Origin of the sequence: Streptomyces sp. RKAG293 (assembly GCF_023701745.1) — a bacterium.
Classification (GTDB): domain Bacteria; phylum Actinomycetota; class Actinomycetes; order Streptomycetales; family Streptomycetaceae; genus Actinacidiphila.
Genome location: NZ_JAJOZB010000001.1, coordinates 1,835,588 through 1,860,428, shown reverse-complemented (window position 1 = coordinate 1,860,428; position 24,841 = coordinate 1,835,588). Strand labels below are relative to the sequence as shown.

Annotated in this window: 19 protein-coding genes and 1 pseudogene; 10 read left to right on the top strand and 10 right to left on the bottom strand. The window is 73.6% G+C overall.

The genetic code is table 11. The features are described from left to right. Window positions 1–13: 13 nt before the first annotated feature. Window positions 14–3,091: a glycoside hydrolase family 38 C-terminal domain-containing protein gene (locus LNW72_RS08075; protein WP_250974776.1), complete on the top strand. Its 3,078-nt coding sequence runs from the start codon at window positions 14–16 to the stop codon at window positions 3,089–3,091. A gap of 186 nt (window positions 3,092–3,277) precedes the next feature. Here LNW72_RS08075 and LNW72_RS08070 read toward each other — a convergent pair whose 3' ends face one another. After that, on the bottom strand, window positions 3,278–3,835 hold the full coding sequence (locus tag LNW72_RS08070; protein WP_250974775.1) for a DoxX family protein: 558 nt from the start codon (window positions 3,833–3,835) through the stop codon (window positions 3,278–3,280). Between the two features lie 105 nt (window positions 3,836–3,940). Here LNW72_RS08070 and LNW72_RS08065 point away from each other — a divergent pair, with 105 nt between their 5' ends. Continuing rightward, window positions 3,941–4,408, top strand: a complete 468-nt coding sequence (locus tag LNW72_RS08065) for a MarR family transcriptional regulator (protein WP_250974774.1) — start codon at window positions 3,941–3,943, stop codon at window positions 4,406–4,408. 207 nt (window positions 4,409–4,615) lie between these two features. Here LNW72_RS08065 and LNW72_RS08060 read toward each other — a convergent pair whose 3' ends face one another. Both LNW72_RS08060 and LNW72_RS08055 read right to left on the bottom strand, forming a co-directional pair. Further along, window positions 4,616–5,104: an SRPBCC family protein gene (locus LNW72_RS08060; RefSeq protein WP_250974773.1), complete on the bottom strand. Its 489-nt coding sequence runs from the start codon at window positions 5,102–5,104 to the stop codon at window positions 4,616–4,618. A gap of 24 nt (window positions 5,105–5,128) precedes the next feature. After that, window positions 5,129–5,965, bottom strand: coding sequence for a DeoR/GlpR family DNA-binding transcription regulator (locus LNW72_RS08055; RefSeq protein WP_250974772.1), 837 nt, complete (start codon window positions 5,963–5,965; stop codon window positions 5,129–5,131). A 63-nt stretch (window positions 5,966–6,028) separates the two neighbouring features. Here LNW72_RS08055 and LNW72_RS08050 point away from each other — a divergent pair, with 63 nt between their 5' ends. Beyond that, window positions 6,029–8,551, top strand: a complete 2,523-nt coding sequence (locus tag LNW72_RS08050) for a hypothetical protein (RefSeq protein ID WP_374117173.1) — start codon at window positions 6,029–6,031, stop codon at window positions 8,549–8,551. Here LNW72_RS08050 and LNW72_RS08045 read toward each other — a convergent pair. The 4 genes and pseudogenes from LNW72_RS08045 to LNW72_RS08030 all read right to left on the bottom strand — a co-directional run bounded on the left by LNW72_RS08045 (window position 8,521) and on the right by LNW72_RS08030 (window position 13,195). Beyond that, window positions 8,521–10,913: pseudogene (locus LNW72_RS08045) on the bottom strand (right-handed parallel beta-helix repeat-containing protein). The gene LNW72_RS08050 and the pseudogene LNW72_RS08045 sit on opposite strands and share 31 nt — an antisense overlap. Before the next feature lie 87 nt (window positions 10,914–11,000). Further along, on the bottom strand, window positions 11,001–11,603 hold the full coding sequence (locus LNW72_RS08040; protein WP_250974770.1) for a hypothetical protein: 603 nt from the start codon (window positions 11,601–11,603) through the stop codon (window positions 11,001–11,003). Window positions 11,604–11,709: 106 nt separating this feature from the next. Continuing rightward, the gene (locus tag LNW72_RS08035; RefSeq protein WP_250974769.1) at window positions 11,710–12,537 is read right to left on the bottom strand and encodes an MOSC N-terminal beta barrel domain-containing protein; all 828 of its coding nucleotides are present in this window, start codon (window positions 12,535–12,537) and stop codon (window positions 11,710–11,712) included. 55 nt (window positions 12,538–12,592) lie between these two features. After that, window positions 12,593–13,195: a DUF6643 family protein gene (locus LNW72_RS08030; protein ID WP_250974768.1), complete on the bottom strand. Its 603-nt coding sequence runs from the start codon at window positions 13,193–13,195 to the stop codon at window positions 12,593–12,595. A gap of 258 nt (window positions 13,196–13,453) precedes the next feature. On the opposite strand from LNW72_RS08030, the gene LNW72_RS08025 reads away from it, so the two are divergent. Together LNW72_RS08025 and LNW72_RS08020 are read left to right on the top strand one after the other, a co-directional pair. Next, window positions 13,454–14,800 carry a TerD family protein gene (locus LNW72_RS08025; RefSeq protein WP_250980054.1) on the top strand — a complete coding sequence of 449 codons (1,347 nt, stop codon included), beginning with the start codon at window positions 13,454–13,456 and terminating at the stop codon, window positions 14,798–14,800. Window positions 14,801–14,918: 118 nt separating this feature from the next. Next, window positions 14,919–16,067: a glycosyltransferase gene (locus LNW72_RS08020; protein ID WP_250974767.1), complete on the top strand. Its 1,149-nt coding sequence runs from the start codon at window positions 14,919–14,921 to the stop codon at window positions 16,065–16,067. Here LNW72_RS08020 and LNW72_RS08015 read toward each other — a convergent pair. Beyond that, a complete protein-coding gene (locus LNW72_RS08015) occupies window positions 16,040–17,224 on the bottom strand; it encodes a glycosyltransferase (RefSeq protein WP_250974766.1) in 1,185 nt (394 codons plus the stop codon). The genes LNW72_RS08020 and LNW72_RS08015 overlap by 28 nt on opposite strands. Window positions 17,225–17,321: 97 nt before the next feature. On the opposite strand from LNW72_RS08015, the gene LNW72_RS08010 reads away from it, so the two are divergent. Both LNW72_RS08010 and LNW72_RS08005 read left to right on the top strand, forming a co-directional pair. Further along, a complete protein-coding gene (locus LNW72_RS08010; RefSeq protein WP_250974765.1) occupies window positions 17,322–18,119 on the top strand; it encodes a glutamate racemase in 798 nt (265 codons plus the stop codon). 88 nt (window positions 18,120–18,207) lie between these two features. Then, complete coding sequence (locus LNW72_RS08005; protein WP_250974764.1) at window positions 18,208–18,756, top strand: hypothetical protein; 549 nt, start codon at window positions 18,208–18,210, stop codon at window positions 18,754–18,756. Window positions 18,757–18,801: 45 nt separating this feature from the next. On the opposite strand, the gene LNW72_RS08000 is transcribed toward LNW72_RS08005, so the two are convergent. Further along, entirely contained in the window at window positions 18,802–19,851 is a 1,050-nt protein-coding gene (locus LNW72_RS08000) for an O-antigen ligase family protein (RefSeq protein ID WP_250974763.1), read from the bottom strand. 187 nt (window positions 19,852–20,038) lie between these two features. Between LNW72_RS08000 and LNW72_RS07995 the strand changes: the two genes are divergently transcribed. The 3 genes from LNW72_RS07995 (at window position 20,039) to LNW72_RS07985 (ending at window position 23,365) form a co-directional block, all read left to right on the top strand. Next, on the top strand, window positions 20,039–20,536 hold the full coding sequence (locus LNW72_RS07995; protein ID WP_250974762.1) for an NUDIX domain-containing protein: 498 nt from the start codon (window positions 20,039–20,041) through the stop codon (window positions 20,534–20,536). A gap of 91 nt (window positions 20,537–20,627) precedes the next feature. After that, complete coding sequence (locus tag LNW72_RS07990) at window positions 20,628–21,410, top strand: 3-hydroxybutyrate dehydrogenase (protein ID WP_250974761.1); 783 nt, start codon at window positions 20,628–20,630, stop codon at window positions 21,408–21,410. A 44-nt stretch (window positions 21,411–21,454) separates the two neighbouring features. After that, a complete protein-coding gene (locus LNW72_RS07985) occupies window positions 21,455–23,365 on the top strand; it encodes a helix-turn-helix domain-containing protein (RefSeq protein ID WP_308401906.1) in 1,911 nt (636 codons plus the stop codon). Window positions 23,366–23,426: 61 nt separating this feature from the next. On the opposite strand, the gene LNW72_RS07980 is transcribed toward LNW72_RS07985, so the two are convergent. Next, entirely contained in the window at window positions 23,427–24,812 is a 1,386-nt protein-coding gene (locus LNW72_RS07980) for an MFS transporter (protein WP_250974759.1), read from the bottom strand. Window positions 24,813–24,841 lie beyond the last annotated feature (29 nt).

Below are 24,841 nucleotides of genomic sequence, written 5' to 3'. Positions count from 1 at the left end.
AAACCCCACCCTCATGCACAGCAACCGAACCGTCACCGAGGACCGGCTCAAGCGGGTCCTCGACGAACGCATCCGCCCCGCCGTCTACCCGCAGTCGGTGCCGCTGGACATCGGGATCTGGAACGCCCCCGGCGAGCCCGTCCCGGTGGCCGAGGGCCTGGCGGCGCCCCGCACGCCCATCGAGACCGGTGCGCCCTGGGGCCCGCCGTGGGGCACCAGCTGGATCACCGTGACCGGCGTCGTACCGGACGAATGGGCCGGCCGGACCGTCGAGGCGCTGCTGGACCTCGGCTTCGACGAGAACATGCCCGGCTTCCAGTGTGAGGGCCTGGTCTACCGGGCGGACGGCTCGCCGGTGAAGGGACTCAACCCGCGCAACCAGTGGATCCGGATCGGCGCGCCCGTCGCCGGCGGCGAGCGGGTGGAACTGCACATCGAGGCCTCGTCCAACCCGGTACTGCTCGACTACCACCCCTTCCTGCCCACCGACCTCGGCGACAAGGAGACCGCCGGCAGCGAACCGCAGTACAAGCTCGCCCGGATGGATCTCGCGGTCTTCGACGAGACGGTGTGGGAGCTGGTCCAGGACCTGGAGGTGCTCGGCGGCCTGATGGCGGAGCTGTCCACCGAATCACCCCGCCGCTGGGAGATCCTGCGCGCGGTGGAACGGTCGCTGGACGCCGTGGACCTGCAGGACGTCGGCGGCTCGGCGGCCGCGGCCCGCGAGCAGCTCACGGAGGTGCTGGCCGCACCCGCGCACCGCTCCGCGCACCGCATCAGCGCGGTGGGCCACGCCCACATCGACTCGGCCTGGCTGTGGCCGCTGCGCGAGACCGTCCGCAAGGTCGCGCGCACCACCTCCAACATGACGGCACTGCTGGAGGAGAACCCGGAGTTCGTCTACGCCATGTCGCAGGCGCAGCAGTACGCCTGGATCAAGGAGCACCGGCCCGAGGTCTACGCACGGGTCAAGAAGGCCGTCGCGGAAGGGCGGTTCGTGCCGGTCGGCGGGATGTGGGTGGAGTCCGACACCAACATGCCGGGATCCGAGGCGCTGGCCCGGCAGTTCGTGCACGGCAAGCGGTTCTTCCTGGAGGAGTTCGGCATCGACACCGAAGAGGTGTGGCTGCCGGACACGTTCGGTTACTCGGCCGCGCTCCCGCAGATCGTCAAGCAGGCCGGCGCCAAGTGGTTCCTGACCCAGAAGATCTCCTGGAGCGAGACCAATAAGTTCCCGCACCACACCTTCTGGTGGGAGGGCCTGGACGGTACCCGGGTCTTCACCCACTTCCCCCCGATCGACACCTACAACGCCCAGCTGTCGGGCAAGGAGGTCGCCCACGCCGTCCGCAACTTCCAGGAGAAGGGCTCTGCGACCCGCTCGCTCGCCCCGACCGGCTGGGGCGACGGCGGAGGCGGCACCACCCGCGAGATGCTCGCGCACGGCAAGCGGCTGGCCGACCTGGAAGGCTCGGCGAAGGTCGTCTTCGAGAAGCCGTCCGCCTTCTTCGAGAAGGCCCACGCCGAATACCCGGACGCCCCGGTCTGGGTGGGGGAGCTGTACCTGGAACTGCACCGGGCCACACTCACCAGCCAGGCCCGCACCAAGCAGGGCAACCGCCGCAGCGAACACCTGCTGCGCGAGGCCGAACTGTGGGCCGCCACCGCGGCCGTACGCGCCGGCTTCCCCTACCCGTACGAAGACCTCGACCGGATCTGGAAGACGGTCCTGCTGCTGCAGTTCCACGACATCCTCCCCGGCTCGTCCATCGCCTGGGTGCACCGCGAGGCGGAGGCGAAGTACGCGGCAGTCGGCGCCGAACTGGACCGGATCATCGCCGACGCGCAGGTTGCCCTCGCGGGCAGCCCGGCCGACGGAACCTCCGTGGTGTTCAACGCGGCGCCGCACGCCCGCTCCGGCGTCGCCGCGGGCGGCGCCGTCGTCGCGGCACCGTATCGCGGCGCGGCGGTCACCGCCGTACCGCGTGAGGGCGGCGGATTCGTCCTGGCCAACGGGGTGCTGAGGGTGGCGGTCGACGCGCGCGGGCTCGTCGTCTCGGTCTACGACATCGAAGCCGGCCGCGAGACGATCGCCCCGGGCGCCGCCGCCAACCTCCTGCAGCTGCACCCCGACTTCCCCAACCGCTGGGACGCCTGGGACGTCGACACGTTCTACCGCAACACGGTCACCGACCTCACCGACGTCGACACCCTGGAACTGGACGCCGTCGGCGGCGGCGTGGCGGCGGTCCGGGTGACCCGGAACTTCGGTTCCTCCCGCGTGGAGCAGGTACTCACGCTGACCGCGGGGGAACGGCGCCTCGACATCGCCACCGAGGTGGACTGGCACGAGACCGAGAAGTTCCTCAAGGCCGCCTTCCCGCTCGACCTGCACGCCGACCGCACGGCGGCCGAGACCCAGTTCGGCCACCTCTACCGGGCCACGCACACCAACACCAGTTGGGACGCCGCGAAGTTCGAGGCGTGCGCCCACCGGTTCGTGCATCTGGAGGAGCCGGGCTGGGGTGTCGCCGTCGTCAACGACTCGACGTACGGCTACGACGTGACCCGCACCGTACGGCCCGACGCCGAAACCTCACTCACCGGCGGCACCGAGTCCGCACTCAGCAGCGGGACGACCACCACGGTCCGGCTCTCGCTGCTGCGCGCACCGCGCTTCCCCGACCCGCACACCGACCAGGGCACGCACCGGTTCCGCTACGCGCTGGTCCCCGGCGCCGCCATCGGGGACGCGGTGCGCGAGGGATACCGGATCAACCTGCCCGAGCGCCGGGTGCCGGGCAGCGCGGCGGTGGTGCCGCTGGTCTCGGTGGACCATGACGCGGTGGTCGTGACGGCCGTGAAGCTGGCGGACGACGGGAGCGGTGATGTCGTGGTGCGGCTGTACGAGTCGGCCGGCGGCCGGGCGAGGGCGCGACTGACGGCGGGGTTCGAGGTCGGGTCCGCCACTGTGTGCGATCTGCTGGAGCGTCCTACGGGTGCGGTCGTGGGCGGTGGGTCCGGCGCCGTTGAGTTGTCGTTGCGGCCGTTCGAGATTCGTACCTTGCGGTTGGCTCGGGGCGACGTCTGACGGTTGGTGGTGCGGTCGGGGGCCGGGTCCTCCGGGGTGGGGCTTCGAAATCGACTATTTACGGGCGTGGCCGCCCACAAATAGCTCGGCAGCATTTCGAAGTACCCCTCCCCCAACCTCCGGCCGGGGGTGCCCCCAACCAGCCCCGTCCCCCTCACGTCACAGCCTGGTGGGGCGTTCTGCCGGTTACTTCCTCAGCAGGAGGATGACGCCCGCCACTGCGACGCCCAACACCACTGCGGAGGCGCCGTATGCCAGTCGGTGGGAGCGGAGGACGGGGAGGTAGCGGTCGGCGGCCAGGCGGCCGGGGCCGGTCAGGGCGAGGGCGGCGGCGGATGCGGTCAGCAGCAGTTCGTACTCGACGCCCTCGGGCGCGAAGAAGCCGCCGCCCCACTTCACGGCCAGCGCGTTGACCATGGTGCCGACCACCGCGGCGCCTGCCAGCGGGGTGAGCAGGCCGACGGCCAGGCCGAGCCCGCCGAAGGTCTCGCTGAGGCCCGCCACGACGGCCATCGCCTTGCCGGACGGGTAGCCGCTCATGGTGAAGAACTGGCCGGTCCCGTCGAGACCGCCCCCGCCGAACCAGCCGAACAGCTTCTGGGCGCCGTGCGCGGCCATGGTGAGGCCCACCGCGAGCCGGAGCAGGAGCAGCCCGGCGTCATAGGCGTGCGGGGAGGCCGCCGCGGTCGCCGGGGCGGGCGTACGGAGGTCCGGCGGGGAGAGCTGGGCGGTGGGGGAGGGCATAGGGCGGTTCTCCTGGAGTGGGGGACGTGGCGTGGTTCAAATTCGAACCACTGGTCCGACCGTATCGGCTAATTCGAATTTGAACAACAGCGCTACGATGGCCCCATGGACAACACGAGGTGGCTCGACGAGCAGGAGATGGCGGCCTGGACGGGCTTCCTGGCGGCGAGCAGCCTGCTGGGCCGCCGGGTGGAACAGCAGCTGAAGGACGACGCCGATCTCTCGCATCCGCAGTACGAGATCCTCACCCGGCTCTCCGCGGCCCCCTGCGGCGAACTGCGCATGACCGAGCTCGCCGATGCCCTGCTCACCTCCAAGAGCGGGCTGACCTACCAGGTCACCCAGCTGGAGAAGAGCGGCATGGTCCGCCGGCGGTCCTTTCCCGGCGATGTACGCGGCGTCGTCGCCTGCCTCACGGATGAGGGCTGGGCCAAGGTCCGCGAGACCGCCCCGGGACACGTCGCCCTGGTCCGCGAGCTGCTGATAGACGTCCTCACCCGCGAGCAGCTCACCGCCATCGCGGAGGGGCTGGGCGAGGTCAGCCGCCGGTTGCGCGCATCCAACGTCCGCTGAGTCCGGTAGGGCGGCAGTGATGTGAGGGCGATGGGGCTGGCGAGGTGCGGCCCGGATCTGTGCCGGTCCGCACCAGCAGCCGGGCTGTGACGTGAGGGGGACGGGGCTGGAGGGGTGGGGTTTCGAAATGCTGCCGAGCTATTTGTGGGCGGCCACGCCCGTAAATAGTCGATTTCGAAGCCCCGCCCCGGAAGTCCCGGCCCCCGACTACCCCACCCCCGCAAGCCGCCGGTCAAGCGCCAGCACCGCGCCGCGGAACGCCCGGCCCAGCCCCGGCCGCAGCACCCGCATCAAGACGCGCAACGGCGCCGGGCCGTCCATCGCGAAGGTCCACTGCACCAGGCTGCCGGGGCCGACCGGCTCCACCCGCCACTCCTCCAACAGGGCCCGCAGCCCTGGCGCGTTGCACGTGTCCGCCCGGTAGACGTAGCGCTTCGGCGCCTCGTCGACCAGTACCGTCTCCTCGAAGCGGACGCCCCCGGCCAGGCCGACGTCGCGGCCCACCTCCGTGCGGCGCGCGGATTTCACCGCGGCGAACCACTCCGGGGTGCTCTCGGTGTCGATGGCCAGGGCGCGGTAGACCGCCTCCGGCGACGACGTGATCGCGAGGGTGAAGACCAGACGGACGGGCGCGGTGTCGAGGAAGTCCAGTTCGACGCGGCGCAGGGGGCGCGGGGAGCGCGATCGGCGGGCCATGGGCGCACCTTACGTGACGAGCCGTCAGCTGTCTGCGTCGGTGTCCGTCTCGCCCGCTACGACCAGGTCCGACAGGTACTCGGCGATCTCCGCGCGCAGCACCTCGGGGATGCCGGCGTCCGTGACGAGGGTGTCGACGTCCTCGAGTGAGGCGAAGGAACTGAGGCCCACCGTCCCCCACTTGGTGTGGTCGGCGATCACCACGACCCGGCGTGCCGAGCGCACGAACTGCCGGTTGGTCTCGGCCTCCGCCAGGTTCGGCGTGGAGAGGCCGGCCTCGACCGAGATCCCGTGCACGCCCAGGAACAGCATGTCGAAGTGGAGCGAGCCGATCGCCCGGTCCGCGACCGGGCCCACCAGGGAGTCCGACGGGGTCCGTACTCCGCCGGTGAGCACCACCGTCGCGGCGCCGTCCCGGCTCTGCGCTCCCGGCCGGCGCTGTGCGGTGTGGAAGACGTCGGCGACCCGCACCGAGTTGGTCACCACGGTCAGGTCGGGTACGTCCAGCAGGCGGTGGGCCAGGGAGTACGTCGTCGTGCCGCCCGACAGGGCGATCGCGCTGCCCGGCGTCACCAGCTTGGCGGCGGCCCGCGCGATGGCCTCCTTCGCGCCGAGCTCCAGGCCCGACTTCGCCTCGAAGCCCGGCTCGTGGCTGCTCGCCTCGACCACCGGCACCGCGCCGCCGTGCACCTTCTCCACGACACCCTGCCGTGCCAGCGCGTCGAGATCGCGGCGGACGGTCATGTCCGAGACGTTGAGCTTGCGGGTGAGTTCGTTGACCCGTACCCCGCCGCGCCGCCTGACCTCGTCGAGGATCAGGGCACGCCGCTGCTCGGCGAGGAGATTCTGGTTGTCGCTCACCCGTGGCCCTGTCTCTCGTCTCATGCGTCCCGTCGACCGCCATCGAACCACGGTCATCCTTCCATGCGGGAGCCATCAGGGCGTGCGGGGGGTGATCGGGACTCCGCGGCGCGTCCTTGTCACGATTTCGGGTCACATTCCGTACGGAGGGCTGCGTCCGCCCGCCGGGGCGCCGATCCTGGGACGGTACGACAGGACGGGGGACACGTGAACCGGCATCCCGCACCCGGTACCGCGGACGCGTGGGAACCGGCACTCGAACTGCTCGTCCACGGCGTCGGCGGCGCCACACCCCAGGGGATGCTCGGCGATCCGCGCACCGTGCGGGTGGCGGGCGACGACACGGCCGGGCTCTACCGGCGGACCGTGGACGCCGACGCCGAACTCCACCCCGGCGCCGACCGGGACGCGCCGGTGCCCGAGGCCTACACCTGGTGCAATCTGACCTCGGGCAACGGCAGCCGGGCCATGTGGCTGCTCCTGATGCCGTTCATGGTCGCCAACCTCGCCCACTGGATGCGCCCGCCGACCGCCAGGGGCGGCCTGAACCGGGTCTATGACGTGCTGGTGCGGCTCATCGCGCTCACCTTGACGCTGCTGCTGGTCGCCGCCGTCTGCGAGGTCTCCATGGACCTGGTCGGCTGGCAGTGCGCGGGCAGCCCTTCTTGTGTCCGCGGCACGTACTGGCTCGGCTTCGCCGCCGCGCACCGCGGCGGCTGGTGGTCCGAGCCCGGTCGCCGGCTGGCGCTCGCGGCCCTGGTGCCCGGCGCGCTCACCGCGCTGTTGTGGTGGCTCTCGCACCGGACCTGGTACGCGTACGAGTCCCAGCGGCCGGCCACCGACAACCGTCCCGGCGCGGGCGGCCCCGCGCTGGCGCTGCCCGGCTTCTGGTACGGCCGCCGGCTGGTCGCCCGGCTGCGCTCCGCGCACACCGCCGCGGGCGCCCTCACCGTCGCGACGGCGCTGCTGGTGCCGGCGCTCCGCCGCGACCACGGCGCGCTCGGCGCCACCGGCTGGGCCCTCGGCGGGCTGATCGCCGTCCTCGCCGCCACGGCGGTTACCGAGACCTGCCGTGCGGGGCGCAGCGAGACGGAACCGGACGACGCCACGGACCACCGCACCGCCCGGCTGCTGCTGTGGGGCGGCCCGGCCGTCCTGGCCGCCGTCGCCGTCCACGCGTGCTGGCACCGTCCCGGCTGGTCCTCCGCGGGCCGGCTGCCCGCGGATGCCACCTTCACCGCCCTCACGCTCGTCCAGGGCGCCCTGATCGCCGCGCTGGCCGTGACGGCCGCCCTGATGCACCACGAGGCCGACGACCCGCCGCCCAGGATCCCGTCGCAGTCCCCGGAGCCCGCCGTGGAGGCGTCGCACTTCGGCGGCCACGCCGGGCAGGCGGTGCTGCACGGCCTCGGCGGGCCCGCGGTGGCGCTGCTCGCGTGCGCCCTGGGCGGTGTGCTGACCGGCGGGGTGTCCCAGCGGATAGCGGACTGGCTGGACCGGGGCGCGACACCGGGTCAGGACGGCGGTCCGCTGTGGGGACCGCCGGCGCTGCTGACGTGGCAGGCGTCGATCATCCCGGTCCTGCTGGTCGTGCTGGTGGGCATGGTGGCCGGCGCGGCATGGCGGCTGTGGCGGGAGCGGCTGGCCGTCGGCGAGGAGATGGCCGGGCTCTATCCGGGGGAGGCCCGGCAGCCCGCCAGGACCCGGCAGATCGCCGGGGCGATCGCCCGCGCCGGGCTGACCGACTCCGCCGCGTCGCTGGTCGCGCTGGTCTGCGGGGTCTCGTTCCTGCTCGGCGCGGGCGCCGTCGTCGGGGCGTGGACCGGCGGGGCCGGTCCCGGAGAGGCGGCGGAGGGCACTCCAGGACCGCTCCCGGACGTGGCGCGGGCCGCCCAGTCGCTGGGCTCATGGCTGGTCGGCGCGGGCGTCGTGGCCCTGCTGGCGCTCGGCCGCCGCGCCTACCGGGACGCCTCGGCACGCCGCACGATCGGCATCCTCTGGGACGTGGGCACGTTCTGGCCGCGCGCCGCCCACCCGTTCGCGCCGCCCTGCTACGCCGAACGGGCCGTGCCCGACCTGACCTGGCGGATGGCCACCTGGACCGCCCGCACCGGCGGCCGGATCATCCTGTCCGGCCACTCGCAGGGCAGCGTCCTCGCGGCGGCGGCCGTCTGGCAGCTGGACCCGGCGACCCGGCGCCGGGTCGCCCTCCTCACCTACGGCTGCCCGCTGGAGCGGCTCTACGGCCGGTGGTTCCCCGCGTACTTCGGCCCGCCGCAGCTGCGTGCGCTGCACCGGGAGCTGAGCGCGTGGCGCAACCTGTGGCGGCGTACGGACCCGATCGGCGGCCCGGTGCGGGTCGGGGAGGGCACGGTGGTGGACCGCGGCCCGCTCAAGGACCCGGTCGCGTACGGCCGGACGCCGCGGCATCCGCTGCCGGAACCGGTGCTGGGCCACTCCGGCTTCCCGTGCGATCCGGTCTTCGCCGCCGAACGGGCCGCGCTGCTGCGCCGGTTACCCGCCGCGGAAACACCCGGGCCGCCCGGCCTGCCCGTTCAGGGCAGTTCCGGCAGGTCCTCCGGGTAGAGCAGCTGCAGCTCGTCATGGCTCGGCTCGGTGACGTGCGCGAGGCGTCCCGCATGCCGCTCGACCATCGCCTCGAACGTCTGCCGCGCCGTACGGCCGTTGCCGAAACCCGGCCCCCGGGGCAGGGCGTTGAAGTACTTGAGGATCGCGTCGCCCGCGTCGTCGCCGAGCTGGTACTCGTGCTCGATCGCCTGCGCCTCGACGATCCGCAGCAGCTCGTCGGCGGTGTAGTCGCCGAAGGTGATGGTGCGGGAGAACCGGGACGCCACACCGGGGTTGGAGGCGAGGAAGCGCTCCATCTCGGCGGTGTACCCGGCGACGATGACCACCACCGCGTCGCGGTGGTCCTCCATGAGCTTCACCAGGGTGTCGATCGCCTCACGGCCGAAGTCCCGCCCGGAGTCCTCCGGCGACAGCGCGTACGCCTCGTCGATGAACAGCACACCGCCGCGCGCCCGGTCGAACGCCTCCTGGGTGCGGATGGCGGTCGAGCCGATGTGCTCGCCGACCAGGTCCACCCGGGCCACCTCGACCAGATGCCCGCGCTGCAGCACACCCAGCGCGGCCAGGATCTCGCCGTACAGCCGCGCCACCGTGGTCTTGCCGGTACCGGGGAGCCGGTGAAGACCAGATGCCTGCGCAGCGACGGCGCCTTGAGGCCGGCCTCCTGGCGGCGGCGGCCGACGGCGATCAGATCGATGAGGGTGCGCACCTCGCGCTTGACGCTGTCCAGGCCGACCAGCGCGTCGAGTTCGCCCAGCACGTCGTCCGAGGCCCGGATCACGGGCTCCGGTGCCGCCGGCTCGGCGGAGCCCTGCTGGGGCACCCCGCCCAGCAGCCCGAACGACTCGACGGCGGCCACCGCGGTCACCGGCTGCCCGGCGTCCGGGGTCTGCTCGGCCGCCCGGTCGCTGGTGCAGTCCTCGGTGACCGGGCCCGGTTCGGCGAACTCGTAGCCGCCGCGCTCGCAGCGCTCGGTGCGGCAGCGGGTCAGGGTGCTGCGGCAGCCGTCGATGACATGGAAGCCGTAGCCGCGGCTGCCGGTGACCCGGCAGCCGGTGAAGGTGCCGCGGCCCTCGGCCGACACGTAGAACCCGGCCTCCGCGGGGCTGGTGACGGTGCAGCGGTCCAGCACCGGGTCGGCGCCCTTGGTGACGATGACACCGGTCGCCGTGTCGTCGATGGTGACCTGCGCGAGCGTGCCGCCGCTGCCGTGGTCGCGGAACCAGGCGCCGGTGGCGGCCTCGCGGATCCGGCAGTCGTCGAGCTGGACGGTCGCGCCGTCGCTCACCGACACCGCCGTGTTGCGCACCTGGGAGAAGTCGCTGTCCACGACATCGGCCCGGGAGCCCCGGTCGAGGACGAACAGGGCGTCGGGCACGTCGTGCACCCGGCAGGAGTCCAGCACGGCCGCGGCCCCGTCGCTCACCCAGACCGCCGGGTAGTCGCCCGTACTGTCGTGGATCTCGCACCGGTTGGCGTCCACCCGGGTACCCGGGTCCCACACCGACAGGCCGTTGCGGCCGAAGCGGCGGACGGTGGAACGGGTGAGGGTGAGGACCGAACGGGCCCGCAGGTCGATCGCGTTCTCGGGGATGTCGTGGATGTCGCAGTCGGACAGGGTGAGCACCGCGTCGGTGTCGAGGGTGATCCCGTCCCCCGTGGTGCGGTGCACCTGGCAGTCCGTGAAGTGCCCGGTGGCGCGCGAGGCGACCTGCACACCGGTGCCCTTGATCTCGTAGATCTCGCAGCCGACGGCCTCGGCGGAGGTGCCCTCGCCGGTGACGGACAGGCCCGCGCCGTTGGTGTGGTGGATGCGGCAGCGCTCCAGCCGGGGCGAGGCGCCGCCGCGCACCGAGACTCCGGTCTGACCCGCGCAGACCACCTCGCAGTCCTCGAACACTCCGCCGGCCGACTCCAGGACGCTGATCCCCAGGCCCGACGGATTGTCCACGGTGCACTGCCGGACGGTGGGACGGGCGCTGTCGCGCACCTCTATCCCGACAGCCGACCTGGTCGCGACCCGCAGCCCGGTCAGCTCCGGGGCGCAGCCCTCGATGAGCAGCGCGGCCGCCGAGGTGTCCTGCCCCTCGACGGTCAGGTCCTGGACGAGCGCCGCCGCGCGCAACGTCAGCGCCACACCGCCGGCGGGGGCGATCCGCACCGAGCCCAGGCCCTCCGCGGCGCGCAGGGTGACGGCCCGGGTGACGACCAGGTTCTCCCGGTAGGTGCCCGGCGCGATCGACAGCACGTCGCCGTCACCGGCCGCTTCCAGGGCGGCGGCCAGGGTCTCGTACTCTCCCGAACGGCGGCGCCACCGCGAGCTGCTCGTGCTGGTCACCTGCACCACGCCATGTGCCATCGGGCTGCCCTGCCCCCACCTCTTGCGTATAGCCGACCGGGGGATCCACCGTAGCGTGAGTGGGACGCCCTCCATGACGAGTCGCGGTCAGCCGCCGGCGCCCGCCCGTCCCCAATCCTGGCCCGCGCGGGTCCATTCGCGCTCCCATTCGAGCAGCCGGCGGCGCATGAGCCGCCACAGCAGCAACTGCCGTACGCCCAGCAGCAACGCGCCCGCCAGGGCCGCCCCGCCGAGCCCGGCCAGCGCCGCGTGGGCCCTGGCGGTGGCGCGGTCCAGCGGCGGATCGACCGGCCGCCCGCCGCGATCGGTCCAGATGTGCAGCCGGCCGTCCACCTGCTCCTGGTTCTCGACGCGGACGGTGCCGCTGCGCGCCGAGCCGTCCGGCGCCGTCCAGGTCAGTACGGCGGGCCGCCGGGTCCGGCGCGCCTGGCCGGCCTCGGTGTCGGTCCCCGCCGCCGACCGGGGCGCGGCGGTCACCAGGGCGGCGGGCACCAGCGTGCGCTCCGCCAGCTGGTGGCGCACGGTGCGCTGCAGGGCGCGGTTGGCGGCCTGGCCGGTGAACCAGCCGGCCGCGGGCACGGCACAGAGCACGAGGACCACCGTGACCAGGCCGATCCACGCCTCGGCGAGATCCGACGCGCGGCGCAGCGGATTGCGCCGCCACCGCCACCAACGCACCTTGGAGCCCATGGAGCAGCACCCCCTTCGACCGTTCGAATACCTCAAACGGCGCGGCGACCGCGCGGGGTGAGCGGAGTCGTCCGCGCGGTGGTCGCAGGAGCGATGCCTCGACGCGTCACTCCAGGATGGTCAACGGGTCGCCGACCCGCAGGGTTCCGGGGTGTTCGGGGATCAGATTCTGGCCGAAGATCGTCGCGCCGTCGATCCGGTGGTGTTTCGCCAGGCTGCGCATCGGTTCGCGACCGCGTTCCGCCGTGTCCTGGTTCGTGGTCGGTACGACGCAGCGCGCGCAGCGCTTGGCGACCCGGAAGGTGACCGCGCCGATCCTGATCCGCCGCCAGCCGTCCTCGGCCCACCCCTCGGTGCCGTCCACGACCGCGTTCGGCCGGAACCGGTTCATCGGCAGCGGTCCCTCGGCCGCGTTGGCGCCCTGTGCGATATGGGTGTTGAGGGTGTCGAGCGAGGCCGTGGTGGTGAGGAGCAGCGGGAAGCCGTCGGCGAACGACACCGTGTCGCCGGGGCGCGAGTACTCCGGGTCGACGGGGCGGCAGACCGCCGGGCCGGCCATGTACACCAGGCGCGCCCGCACGCCGAGATAGTCGCTGAACCAGGTGGCGGCCTCGTCGCCCGCCGCGACGGCATCGACCTTGTCGTGGAAGATCAGCACCGGTTCCGGCGTGCCCTGTTCCGGCCGGGCCACCCGCAGGGCCTCCTGGCCGGGCGCGGTGAACCGCAGCGAGCCGCCCCCCGACGGCTGCGCGGTCACCAGTGCCGTACTCGTCTGCTGCCGCTGCGTGATGACGCGCCCGTCAGCATCCACCAGCATCCACCTGCGGTCTCCGGCGAGCCCCCACGGCTCCACGTCCGCCGCTTCGCGGGCCAGGCCGCGAAGCGATTTGACCGGGTAGATGTACAGGGCGCTGAGCAGGGCGTGCGTCGACATACCGGCATCCTGCCAGGACCGGCCGTGAGCCGCCCGGCCGAATCCCGCACTCCGCTCAGCCCTGGTAGTAGCCCTGGTTCCCCTGGCCGAGCGGACGCCGCTGCTGATACGGGTCCTCGACATAGCCGTTCGGCACCTGGCGCGGCTGCACCGGGCGCTGCGGCGCCTGGCGCGCGGAGTCGTAGCCCAGACCCTGCGCGGGGGCCTGCGGCTGCGGCTGCTGCACCGGATAGCTGCCGGTGGAGCCGGGGTTGTAACCATTCGCCCCGGTGAAGCCGTTCGCACCGTTGAAGCCGTTGTACGAGCCGCTCGCGCGCCCCCCGCCGGCCTGCTGCGGGATGTACGGCGCGGGAGTGTGCTGCACCGGCGCGGGCTGCGGCTGGTAGCCGTTCGACGGGTAGCCGTTGTACCCGCCCTGGGCGGCCGGGTACTGGGCGTACTGCGACGACGAACCGGACGGCAGCGCGGGGAGGGCGGCCGGCAGTGCCGGGAGGTTCCTGCCGGTCTCGTACGACGGGTACGAGTACTCCGACGGAACTCTGATCGGGGCGATCTGGGGGGTGCCACGCTCAGCGACGAGGCTGTCGTAGATCGGCGTGTCCGGGAAGGACGGCGCTGCGTAGTAGCCGCCACCATAGGTGCCGCGGGGGGAGCTCATGGCACTTAAGTTAAGCCCACGATGTGCCGGTTGGGGAGACCGATTAGTAGGTTGTTTTGTGTGCTGTGAGTGACGGTCGATCCCCAATACGAGCGAATCAACGAAAATCGGTCATCATTGAGCGTTGAGATCGCGTAAAAGCCGTGCCCGCGGGGCGTTACCGGCGGTCGCTCCCGACCGCGCGGCGGCAGCGTATGTCCGGCGGTCGTGGGTCCGGGCTACGGTGGACGGCACCGTGCAAAAGGGGAGAGCATGACGATGCGCAAGGGCACGAACGTGCCGGTGTCCGTGCCGGCGGTCCGCGTGGAGCTGGGATGGCGTACCGGTCCCGGTGTCCCGGACGTGGACGCCTCCGCCCTGCTGCTGGTGGGCGGCAAGGTCAGATCCGACGCCGACTTCGTCTTCTACAACCAGCCCGCGCACGCGTCCGGTGCCGTACGGCACGAGGGCAAGCGCACCGCGGGTGACGCGGTGACGGACACCCTGTCCGTCGATCTCAGCGGTGTGGAACCGGCCATCGAGACCATCGTGCTCGTCGCCTCCAGTGACGGCGGGACCTTCGGGCGGGTCCCCGGTCTGCACATCCGCCTCAGCGACCCGTCGAACGGCGCGGAACTGGCCCGCTTCGACAGCACCGACGCGTCCGTGGAGACGGCGTTCGTGCTCGGCGAGCTCTACCGCCGGCAGGGCGCCTGGAAGTTCCGCGCGGTGGGCCAGGGCTACGACAGCGGACTCGGCGGGCTCGCCACGGACTTCGGGATCTCGGTCGACGAGCCCGCCGCGCCCGCACCGGTGACCGCTCCCGCTCCCGTGGCGCCGCAGCCCTACCAGGCCCCGCCGCAGCCGCACCCGGCGTACCAGCCGCCGCCGCAGCAGTACCAGGCACCGCCGCCCCCTCCGCAGCAGTACCAGGCACCGCCCCCGCCGGTGCAGCCGCCGGCCGCTCCGCCGGCCGCGCCGCAGCCCGTGCGGCTCACGAAGGTGACGCTGACGAAGGAGGCGCCGTCGGTCTCCCTCACCAAGCAGGGCGGCGTCTCCGGCGCGATGCGGGTGAACCTGAGCTGGCAGATGCACAAACAGTTCAAGGGCTGGGGGCGCAAGAGCGGAAAGCCGTCGGCCTTCCACTCGGACCTCGACCTCGACCTGTGCGCGCTGTTCGAACTCGCCGACGGCAGCAAGGGCGTGATCCAGGCGCTCGGCAACGCGTTCGGATCGCTGCACCAGCCCCCGTACCTGCACCTGGACGGTGACGACAGGACCGGCGGCTCCGAGTCCGGTGAGAACCTCACCATCAACCTGGACCACAAGCAGGCGTTCCGCAGGATCCTCATCTTCGTGACGATCTACGAAGGCGCGCGCAGCTTCGCCGGACTGCACGCGACCGTCACCCTCCAGCCGCTGAACGGCGCCCCGATCGACTTCTCGCTCGACGAGTGCACCGTGCCGTCGAACGTCTGCGCCCTCGCGCTCATCACCAACCAGGGCGGTGACCTGGTGGTGCAGCGCGAGGCGCGCTACCTGGTGCCGCAGCGCGGGGTGAGCCCGCAGCGCACGGTCGACTACGCCTACGGATGGGGCATGAACTGGACGCCCGGCCGTAAGTGACCCGGAGCGCGCGGAACCGGCCCTGACGGGGGCGCCGCTGTGCCACAGTGGCGCCCCGGAGCGGTGGATTCCGGGAGGTTTCCGCCGCGCTCCGTGAGGAGTCACAAGGGGTGAGGCCGTGCGGGTCGCCATGCTGTCAGGACCGGACGGGCCACGGCGGCCGGACGCCTGGCACCGGGCCGCGGCCACGGTCGCCGATGTCGTCGAGCTGGTCACCGTCGGCGCGTTGAGCACCCCGCCGCTGCCGGGACTGCCGTTCGCCGGGCGCGATGAGCGGTGCCCGCACCGGTACGAGATCGAGGCCGCGCAGGGGAGCCGGAGCCGTCCGGCCGACAGCGCCGCCGGGCAGCGGGCCACCGCGGGCCGCATGGAGGCCGTCCTCCGGATCGAGACCGTGGAGTGCGGCGCGATCGACGTCCTGCACGGCCATGCCCCGGGCGCCGCCGGTCAGCTGCCGTGGCTGTCCAGGACCACCGGCATCCCGTACGTCCTGTCCGAGCACGACCGCCGCTGGCTCGGCCACCCGACGCGGCCGCTCCCCGGACTGCTCGACCGGCGGCGCGCGGCCCGGCTGTACCGGGAGGCGGCCGCGGTCCTGCCCGTCAGTGACGTCCTGCTCGCCCGGCTCGGTGAACTCGGGCTCCCCGGCCGCCATCTCCTGGTGCCGCACCCCGTGGACACCGGGGCGCTGCCGGACGTTCCCGCCCGGGCGCGGATCCGCCAGGACCCGGTGCGCATCGTGGCCGCCGGCCCGCTCGTCGGGAACGAGGGCTGGGACGTACTGGTCGACGCCTTCGCCGAAGCGCTCGGCAAGGATGCGCGGTTACGGCTGCGGATCATCGGTGACGGACCCGGGCTCGGCGCCGTCCGGGACCACCTCCGGCGCGCCGGGACCGACGGCGCCGCCGTCCTCACCGGTGACCTCGGCCGGAAGGAGACCCTGCACGCCCTCGCGCACGCCGACCTCTTCGTGGACCCGCGGCACGTCAGCGGCTTCGGCACGACGGCACTCGACGCGCTGTGCTGCGGCACCCCGGTCGTCGGCGGCCGCACCGGGGCGCTGCCCGAACTCGTCGGCGGCGACGGCGGCATCCTCGTACCGGCCGCCGGTCCGCGGGCCCTTGCCCTCGCACTGGTCGAGGCCGCCGCGGAACTGTCGCGGCGGCAGCCCGCGGCGCTCGCGGACCGGACCCGGCGGCACTTCGGACCGGACGCCGTCGGCGCGCGGCTGGCCGCCGTCTACACCGAGGCGTCGGGACGCGCGTAGGTCCTGCCCTTCCAGGCCGCGCCCCGGCCGCGGTAGTGCTGCACCGCGGAATCGACGGTCATCAGCAGATACAGCGCCGCGGTGAAGGGGAGCAGCGGCGCCAGCCACAGCGGCTGCCGGTAGTAGCGCAGCATCGGCAGATAGGTCGCCGTCATCACCGCCCACGCGGCCGCGCCCAGGGCGCACAGCGGCCAGGCCCCCGCCGCCGCACCGCCCAGCGCCGCCAGCGGCGGCACCAGATAGACGAGGACGAGCCCGGCGACGGTCGCCGCCAGGACCGCCGGATTGTGCCGCAGCTGCGCGTAGGCGCTGCGCGAGACCATCCGCCACAGCTCGCCCAGGTCCGGGTACGGGCGCACGCTGTCCACCCGGTCCGCGAGCCCCAGCCAGATACGGCCGCCGCCGCCCTTGACCGCGCGGGCCAGCGCGACGTCGTCGATCACCGCGTGCCGGATCGACTCCGGCACCCGGGCCGCCTCGACGGCCGAGCGGCGGATCAGCACACAGCCGCCGGCCGCGGCGGCCGTCCTGCCGCCCGGACGGTTGATCCAGCGGAACGGGTACAGCTGGGCGAAGAAGTAGACGAACGCCGGGACGATCAGCCGTTCCCAGACCGTCTCCACGCGCAGCCGGGCCATCAGCGACACCATGTCGAGGTCCGCCGCCCGCGCCGCCGCCACCAGCGCGCGCAGCGAATCCGGCTCGTGCGCGATGTCCGCGTCCGTGAGCAGCAGATACTCCGCTCCGGTGCGCTCGGTGGCCAGCGCGATGCCGTGCCGTACGCCCCACAGCTTCCCGGTCCAGCCCGCCGGGAGCTCGCCGGGCGAGGCCACCGTCAGCGGCAGCCCGCCGTGCAGCGCGCCGAGCGAGCGGGCGGTGTCACCGGTCCCGTCCGTGCTTCCGTCGTCGATCAGGAAGACCTCGGCCCGGCCCGGATAGTCCTGCGCCAGCAGCGAGGGCAGGCTCAGCGGCAGCACGGCCGCCTCGTCACGGGCGGGCACGACGACGGCCACCGTCGGCCACGCTCCGGCCCCGCCGCCGGGGTCGGCCGCCGGCCCCGGCAGCCGGACATCCGTCCGCCAGAAGAACCCCTGCGCCAGCAGCAGCCACACCCACGCCAGCAGCGACACCCCAGCGACCCACGTCAGCACCGTCACCTGCCGCAGTCTGCCGCAACCGCGCCACGTGGGGTCCGGACGCGCCCGGACCCCCACTCCCTGAGGGCCGCGGGCGGTCGTCGCATAAGGTGACCGGGTGAAGATCGCGCTGCTGGACTCCGGAATCGGCCTCCTGGCGGCCGCCGCCGCGCTGCACCGGCTGCGGCCGGACGCCGACCTCGTACTGTCCTCGGATCCCGACGGGATGCCGTGGGGACCGCGCACCGCCGAGGACGTCACGGAACATGCGCTGGCCTGCGCGCGGGCGGCCGCGGAAACCCGCCCCGACGCGCTGATCGTGGCGTGCAACACCGCCTCCGTGCACGCCCTGGCCGCGCTGCGGGCGGAGCTGGAGCCGGCCGTGCCGGTGATCGGGACGGTGCCCGCCATCAAGCCCGCCGCCGCGGGCGGCGGGGCGGTGGCCATCTGGGCCACACCCGCGACGACCGGCAGCGCCTACCAGCGCCGGCTGATCGAGGAGTTCGGCAACGGGGCGGCGGTGACGGAAGTGCCGTGCCCCGGGCTGGCGGACGCCGTCCAGCACGCCGACGACGCGGCGATCGACGCGGCCATCGCCGTCGCGGCGGCCCGTACGCCGCACGACGTGCGCGCCGTGGTCGTGGGCTGTACGCACTACGAGCTGGTGACGGAGCGGATCCGCGCCGCCGTCGAGCGGGCCGGCGGTCCCGCCGTCACCCTGCTCGGGTCGGCGGAGGCGGTCGCCGCCCAGGCCCTGCGCAGGCTCGGCGCGCTTCCCGACCCGGCGGCGGAGCCGTCCGGCAGCCTGACGGTGATCCTCAGCGGCCGCCGGTCCGAGCTTCCCGTGTCCGCGCTGGCCTACCCGGAAGGCGCGGCGCTCGGCGCGGGCCGCATCCGGCTCAGCCCGTCGGCCTGAACCCCTCCCGTCCGGGTCCGTCCGGCCGGGTTCATCCGCCCGCGTCATGAGGCTGCCGACTCGCCGGTAGCTGAGTAGGCTGCGCAGCATGACGGAAGCTCCTCAGGGAGACGCGCCCGCGCCCCAGATCTGGCCCCAGGTCTGGACAGGACGCGCCCACAACCGTATGCAGTGGCTGCCCGCGGCCGCCGGCGCCGCCTGTATGGCGCTCGGGATCGAGCTGGCCGTGGAGGGCCCGTACACCTCCGGTCTGGCGCCGCTGGTCATGTCGGTGGTGGGCTGTGTGGCCGTCGGGCTGCTGGTCCTCTTCGGCACGGTCGCATTCACCCATGTGCGGGTGACGGTGGACCGCGAAGGCCTCTACGTGCGCTGCGGCCACATCGGCGTACCGCGCCGCCGCATCCCCCTGGACCAGGTCAGCTCCGCCGACCTCGCCCCCCTCGTCAGCCCCCGCACCTGGGGCGGCTGGGGCTACCGCTGGCGGCCCGAAATGGGCACCGCGGTCGTCGTACGCCGCGGGCCCGGGGTGGTGCTGGTGCTGGGCAGCGGGCACGTCTTCACCGTGACGGTGGACGACGCCGAGGGTGCCGTGGCGGCGATCCGGCAGTGGGTGGGACTGGGGTCGCGGGCCGGTTAGGGCCTGTCGTCCGGGCCCCGGCCCACAGCACCGCCGGGCCCCCGGCTAGTCCGGCAGCGGACGCGCCGCCGCCAGGCCCGCCAGGATGCCGGCCGCGGCGGTCACCACGGCGTAGCTGAGCACGTGGTCGACGGTGGCGAGCATGGCGAGCCCCGTCAGGGCCGCTCCGGCGGTCAGGACGACCGGGGTGGAGCGCGGGGAGCGCCACAGCGTGCACAGGACCCAGGCGAACGCCGCTCCGAGAAGGGCGAGGCCGGGGAGGCCCTGTTCCGCGGCCACCTGGAAGACGGCGGACTGGGGAGTGGGCGGTCCTTCGGTGGCCGTCAGGGCGCCGCCGCTCTCCACCCGGAAGCGGTCGGGGCCGACGCCGCGCACCGGATGGTCCTCGGCCATTCCCACCGCGTCGCGCCACAGCTCGACGCGGGGTGCGGTCAGCTGTCCGGCGAGGGAGGCGGACAGGCCGGACGGCAGGGTGTCGGTGGCCACCGCGTACGTGCCGCCGACCGCGATCGCGGTCGCCAGCGCGAACCCCACCAGGGCCAGCAGCCGCCGCCGCATGTGCGAGGCGGCCAGCGAGCACAGCAGCACGCCGACGGACGCGGCGAATCCGGCCGTGGAGCCGAGGGCCAGCGCCAGCGCCCCCGCGCCGGCTCCGAGTGCGCGCAGCACCAGTCGCAGTGGCGGGGACGGCGCGCTCCAGGCGGCGCAGCAGGCGGCGCCGGTGGCCAGGACCAGCAGTGCGGCGTCGGCGTTCGGGTAGCCCAGCGGCGGCGTATCGGCGGTGCCGGAGAGCCGGCCGGGCATCACCAGGGTCGCGACGACGATCGCGAGCGCCATGCCCGCCGGGGCCGCGACGGGCAGCAGGGCGCCCGCGATCCGGCCCGCCGCGTATCCGGCGGTGACCGCGAGCAGCGCCAGCAGCAGGCCTTCGGGGCGGGCCGGCCGGCCCGCCGCGGCGATCAGCGACCAGGTGGCGCAGCCGACGAGCACGGCGACGCCGAGCGCGTCGGTCCTGCTGCCCTGAACGCGTTCCTCCGGGCCGTCCCGGCCGTCCGCACGCATCGCTCCTGACGCCCCGCCGGTCGCCGTTCTCATCCCCGGTACCCCCTGACGCCACCTGGACGCGACGGGGTGCCGTCGCCGTCCGGTCCCCGCGTAGGCGCTGTCCCGGTCACCGTAACGGCTCAGGTGGTGAGTTGTGGATATGTAGTGCAGGAACGATCCGCCACTTGGTAGCCCTGGTGCTGGTGTGACGATCAGGGGCTCTCGTTAGGCTCGGAGGATGCCGATTCCCGAGTTCATCCGCGCCATCCGTGCCAAGGCGGGCAACACGCTGCTGTTCATGCCCGGCGTCGTCATGGTGGTCTTCGACGACCACGGCAGAGTGCTGCTGAACCGCCGCTCGGACACCGGGCACTGGGCGCTGATCGCCGGCATTCCCGAGCCGGGGGAGCAGCCGGCCGCGGCCGCGGTGCGGGAGATCCAGGAGGAGACCGCGGTGGTCGCCGTCGTCGAGCGGATCCTCGGCGTCTTCACCAACCAGGTGATCGAGTACCCCAACGGGCACCTCGCGCAGTACATGGACGTGGTGCTGCTGTGCCGGGCCGTCGGCGGCACGGCGAAGGTCAACGACGACGAGTCGCTCGACGTCGGCTGGTTCGCCCCCGACACGCTGCCGGAACTCGCGCCGCTGCACCGGGAGCGCATCGCGCTCGCCCTCAAGGACGAACCGGCGGCCTGGTTCGTCCCGGCCCCGGACCCCGGGCTCCCCGGCCGCTGAGCACCCATGGCGCCGGGCCACACCCGGGGGAGCCGAAGTGTGGGTGCGGCCGACATCGGTCAGCGGGCGATCGCTGCCTAGCCTGCCCAGCATGACGCTGATCTCGCCTTCCGCCGCGGACCTCGGCGGCCGCACCGCACTCGTCACCGGGGCCGCCGGGGGCATCGGCCGGGCCTGCGCCCTGCGGCTGGCCGCCGCCGGGGCCAAGGTGCGGGCCGTCGACCGGGACGCGGAAGGGCTCGCCGCGCTGCACGAGGAGGCCGCGGGCCGGCCCGGCTCCGTGGAGACCCTGCTGCTGGACCTGACCGACCTCGACGCCGCCGAGCAGGCCGCCGCCGGCACCGACATCCTGGTCAACAACGCCGGGCTGCAACTCGTCCGCCCCATCGAGGACTTTCCGCCCGACGTCTTCTCCACCGTCCTGCGCGTCATGCTGGAAGCGCCGTTCCGGCTGATCCGCGGGGCGCTGCCGCACATGTACGGGCAGGGCTGGGGCCGCATCGTCAACGTCTCCTCCGTGCACGGGCTGCGGGCCTCCCCGTACAAGTCCGCGTACGTCTCCGCCAAGCACGGTCTCGAAGGGCTGTCCAAGACCGCCGCCCTGGAAGGCGCGCCGCACGGCGTGACGTCCAACTGCCTGTGCCCCGGCTATGTCCGCACCCCCCTGGTGGAGCGGCAGATCGCCGACCAGGCCGCCGCGCACGGCATCGCGCCCGAGCGCGTCGTGACCGAGATCCTGCTGGCGGACTCGGCCGTCAAACGGCTGGTGGAGCCGGCCGAGGTCGCGGAACTGGCCGCCTACCTCTGCACGGAACAGGCCTCCTTCATCACCGGCGCCTCCCTCACGATGGACGGCGGATGGACCGCCCACTGAACACCGCTGGCGCCGGAGGCGGGCGGGCCGGTATGCCTGGGCCCATGAATGGCGATCACCCGGCAGTCGACGAACCGTCCGAGGCCCCCTACCTGCGGCTCCTCGCGCGGGGCGCGCCGGCCGAGGAGTACGAGCGCCCGGTGCTGCGCGCCCGCGCCGACGGTGCGCCCGTCACCCGGCTCGCGGAGCTCGAACGCGCCAAGCGGCTGGCGCTGCGGGTCCGGGACGAGCTGGAGGGGCGGCGGCGCCGCGAGGCGGAGCTGTCGGCGCTCTTCGCGACCGCGGGCGACCTGGCGGGGCTGCGCGATCTGGACGCGGTACTGCAGGCCATCGTGCAGCGGGCCCGCTCGCTGCTGGGCACGGACGTCGCCTACCTCACCCTCAACGACCCCCGGGCCGGGGACACCTACATGCGGGTCACCGAAGGGTCGGTGTCCGCCCGCTTCCAGAGCCTGCGGCTCGCGATGGGCGCCGGGCTCGGCGGGCTCGTCGCCCAGACCGCCATGCCGTACGTCACCGAGAGCTACTTCGACGACGAGCGGTTCCGGCACACCCACACCATCGACTCCGGGGTCCGTGACGAGGGCCTGGTCGCCATCCTCGGCGTGCCGCTCGCCCTGGGCAGCGGGGTCATCGGGGTGCTCTTCGCCGCGGACCGGCGGATCAGGGTCTTCGAACGCGAGCAGATCGCCCTGCTCGCGTCGCTCGCCTCCCTGGCGGCCGTCGCCATCGACACCGCCAACCTGCTGGAGGAGACCCGCTCCGCGCTCGACGGCCTCGGCGCCGCCAACGACACCATCCGCACGCACAGCGCCGTCCTGGAACGGGCCTCCGAGGTCCACGACCGGCTCACCGAGCTGGTGCTGCGCGGCGGCGGGGTCGACGACGTGGCCGCCGCCGTCGCCGAAGTGCTCTCCGGAACGGTCCAGGTCACCGGCACCGGTACCGGCGGTGAGCCGGTGCCCGCCGCGCTCGCGGCCGCAGTCGCCCGCTCCCGGGCCGACGGCCACGCGGTGCGCGAGGGTGACACCTGGACCGCCGCCGTCACCGCGGGCGGCGAACTCCTCGGCGCCCTCGTGCTGCGCGGCCACCCCGGACTCGACCCCGTCGACCAGCGCACCCTGGAACGCGCCGCCATGGTCACCGCACTGCTGCTGCTCGCCCGGCGCACCGCGGGCGAGGCCGAGCAGCGGTTCCGGGGCGAGCTCCTCGACGACCTGCTGGACGCGCCGCACCGCGATCCCCGGCTGCTGCGCGAACGGGCCGGCCGGCTCCGTGCCGACCTCGACGTACCGCATGTCGTGCTCGCCGCCCGGCCCGCCGACGGGGCCACCGCCGACCGCCAGCGGCTGTGGTCCGCCGCCTCGCACGTCGCCGCCACCCGGCACGGCCTGGCCGCGGCCCGGGACGGCGGCACCGTACTGCTGCTGCCCCTGGAGGACGGCGTCGACGCGTCGACGACCGCCCGCCGGCTGGCGGTCCAACTGGGCGCGGCCGTCCACGCCGAGGTCACCGTCGGCGCGTCCACCCGCGTCCCCGCCCCGGCCGCCGACCCCGAGGCGGTCGCCGCCGGATACGCCGAGGCGCAGCGCTGCGTCGACGCGCTGCGGGTGCTCGGCCGCGGCGGAGAGGGCGCCGCGGCCGAGGACTTCGGCTTCCTGGGCCTGCTGCTGGCCGACTCCCGCGATGTCGAGGGCTTCGTCCGGCGGACCATCGGCGCGGTCACCGACTACGACAGCCGGCGTGGCACCGACCTGGTCCGTACCCTCGGCGCGTACTTCGCGAGCGGGATGAGCCCGGCCCGCACCAAGGACGCGCTGCACGTCCACGTCAACACCGTCGCCCAGCGCCTGGAGCGCGTCGCCCAGCTGCTCGGCCCCGACTGGCAGCATCCGGAACGCGCCCTCGAACTCCAACTGGCCCTGCGCCTGCACCGGCTGGGCGGCGCGGGCTGAACCGCCGCCGGTCCGCGACCACCCTCCTGGTCGCGGACCGGCCGGTCCATCGTTCCCGCGGTCAGCGCGGCGCGGTCGCGGCGGTGGCCGCGGACGCCGGCTCCGCGGCCCGTTCCCGCTCCGGTTCCACCGCGGTGAGGTCCCGGCCGCGGGTCTCCTTGGCGAGCGCCACGGCGACCAGGGTGACGACGGCGGCGAGGACCACGTACAGGGAGATCGGGGTGGACGTCCCGTAGTCCTTCAGCAGCGCGGTCGCGATGAGCGGTGCCGGGGCGCCGGCCGCGACCGAGGCGAACTGGGCGCCGATCGAGGCTCCCGAGTACCGCATGCGGGTCGAGAACATCTCCGAGAAGAAGGCCGCCTGAGGCGCGTACATCGCGCCGTGGAAGATCAGCCCGACGGTGATCGCGAGCACCAGCGAGCCGAAGCTCTCGCGGTCGATGAGGCGGAAGAACGGGAACGCCCACAGCCCCACCCCGGCCGCGCCCAGCAGGTACACGGGCTTGCGGCCGATCCGGTCGGACAGCGCGCCCCAGGCCGGGATCACCGCGAAGTGCACGGCGGAGCCGATGAGTACGGCGTTGAGCGCGGTCTGCTTGCCGAGCCCCGCGTGGGTGGTCGCGTAGACCAGGACGAACGCGGTGATGACGTAGTAGCTGATGTTCTCCGCCATCCGGGCGCCCATCGCGACCAGCACATCGCGCCAGTGGTCGCGGAACACGGACACCAGCGGCATGCGTTCGACGGGATCCCCGGACGTCCGAGCCGCGGCCTTGGCCAGCGCCGCCTTGAAGACCGGCGACTCGTCGACCGACAGCCGAACCCACAGCCCCACCATCACCAGCAGGCCGGAGAGCAGGAACGGTATCCGCCAGCCCCAGGCGAGGAACGCCGAGTCCGACATCAGCGCGGTCAGTGCGGAGAGCACCCCCGTCGCCAGCAACTGCCCGGCGGGCGCCCCGGTCTGCGGCCACGACGCCCAGAACCCGCGGCGCTTCGCGTCCCCGTGCTCCGACACCAGCAGCACGGCCCCGCCCCACTCACCCCCGAGCGCGAAACCCTGCACCAGCCGCAGCACGGTCAGCAGCACCGGCGCGGCGCTGCCGACCGTGGCGTGGGTCGGCAGCAGCCCGATGCAGAACGTCGCGCCGCCCATCATCAACAGGCTGATGACCAGCAGCTTCTTACGCCCGAGCCGGTCACCGAAGTGCCCGAACACCAGCGCACCGACCGGCCGGGCGGCGAACCCGATCGCGTACGTCAGGAACGACAGCAACGTACCGACCAGCGGATCGGAGCCCGGGAAGAACAGCTTGTTGAACACCAGGGCGGCGGCGGAGCCGTAGAGGAAGAAGTCGTACCACTCGATGGTGGTGCCGATCAGGCTCGCGGCGACGATGCGCCGGAGCGAGCCGGGGGTGGGTGGCGCGGGGGCCTGGGCAGTCATGGTTTCCACTTCCGGGCGGGGACGGATTA

Bases quoted from the DNA above. Each gene is read 5' to 3' on its own strand.
- LNW72_RS08075 (WP_250974776.1), top strand. From the start codon at position 14: ATGCACAGCAACCGAACCGTCACCGAGGACCGGCTCAAGCGGGTCCTC.
- LNW72_RS07995 (WP_250974762.1), top strand. From the start codon at position 20,039: ATGCCGATTCCCGAGTTCATCCGCGCCATCCGTGCCAAGGCGGGCAAC.
- LNW72_RS08070 (WP_250974775.1), bottom strand. From the start codon at position 3,835: ATGCCCTCCCCCACCGCCCAGCTCTCCCCGCCGGACCTCCGTACGCCC.
- LNW72_RS08025 (WP_250980054.1), top strand. From the start codon at position 13,454: ATGCGCAAGGGCACGAACGTGCCGGTGTCCGTGCCGGCGGTCCGCGTG.
- LNW72_RS08050 (WP_374117173.1), top strand. From the start codon at position 6,029: ATGCGGGAGCCATCAGGGCGTGCGGGGGGTGATCGGGACTCCGCGGCG.
- LNW72_RS08065 (WP_250974774.1), top strand. From the start codon at position 3,941: ATGGACAACACGAGGTGGCTCGACGAGCAGGAGATGGCGGCCTGGACG.
- LNW72_RS08040 (WP_250974770.1), bottom strand. From the start codon at position 11,603: ATGGGCTCCAAGGTGCGTTGGTGGCGGTGGCGGCGCAATCCGCTGCGC.
- LNW72_RS07990 (WP_250974761.1), top strand. From the start codon at position 20,628: ATGACGCTGATCTCGCCTTCCGCCGCGGACCTCGGCGGCCGCACCGCA.
- LNW72_RS07985 (WP_308401906.1), top strand. From the start codon at position 21,455: ATGAATGGCGATCACCCGGCAGTCGACGAACCGTCCGAGGCCCCCTAC.
- LNW72_RS08060 (WP_250974773.1), bottom strand. From the start codon at position 5,104: ATGGCCCGCCGATCGCGCTCCCCGCGCCCCCTGCGCCGCGTCGAACTG.
- LNW72_RS08035 (WP_250974769.1), bottom strand. From the start codon at position 12,537: ATGTCGACGCACGCCCTGCTCAGCGCCCTGTACATCTACCCGGTCAAA.
- LNW72_RS08030 (WP_250974768.1), bottom strand. From the start codon at position 13,195: ATGAGCTCCCCCCGCGGCACCTATGGTGGCGGCTACTACGCAGCGCCG.
- LNW72_RS08000 (WP_250974763.1), bottom strand. From the start codon at position 19,851: ATGAGAACGGCGACCGGCGGGGCGTCAGGAGCGATGCGTGCGGACGGC.
- LNW72_RS07980 (WP_250974759.1), bottom strand. From the start codon at position 24,812: ATGACTGCCCAGGCCCCCGCGCCACCCACCCCCGGCTCGCTCCGGCGC.
- LNW72_RS08005 (WP_250974764.1), top strand. From the start codon at position 18,208: ATGACGGAAGCTCCTCAGGGAGACGCGCCCGCGCCCCAGATCTGGCCC.